The organism is Mesorhizobium sp. WSM4832 (genome assembly GCF_055811115.1).
Map to the genome: position 1 here is coordinate 1 of NZ_JBVVQH010000066.1, position 410 is coordinate 410.

1 pseudogene is annotated in these 410 nt (G+C 61.2%); it reads left to right on the top strand.

The annotated features are described in order from the left end of the window. Window positions 1-410 (top strand): annotated as a pseudogene (locus tag AC0L2L_RS33370) (Ulp1 family isopeptidase); the annotation flags it as partial.

Here is a 410-nt window from a genome sequence, read left to right on the forward strand (position 1 = left end):
TGAACGTCTCATTCGCCGTCCCCAAAGGCTTTTCCCATGGGATACAACACGTCCCAGACGCGATGCTCTCTTCCTTGTATCATTATGGCGTCTTGCCGGATGCGGAAAAGCCGGAATCGAACTACGAGATTAAAGGTCAGGGCTACACCGCCGAGAGGCCAGAAGAGCGCAACGACTTTTGGCTCGTCGATCGCGGCCCGATGAGTGCAGCTGCAGCGGCAGCAGTACCGGCAAGGGCTCCAGGACCCGTCACGCCAGCGACCGCCAGGCTGTCAGACACCTTTCGCGGTGTTCCGTTGGTCGATCTGACCACCTCCACCGATGCACGGATCGGAGCGCTTCCGTCAGGCTCGTCCAATCTCCCCCGGGGGGCGATGCTCGGCGCCGACCTGCTGGACGACGTCCATATC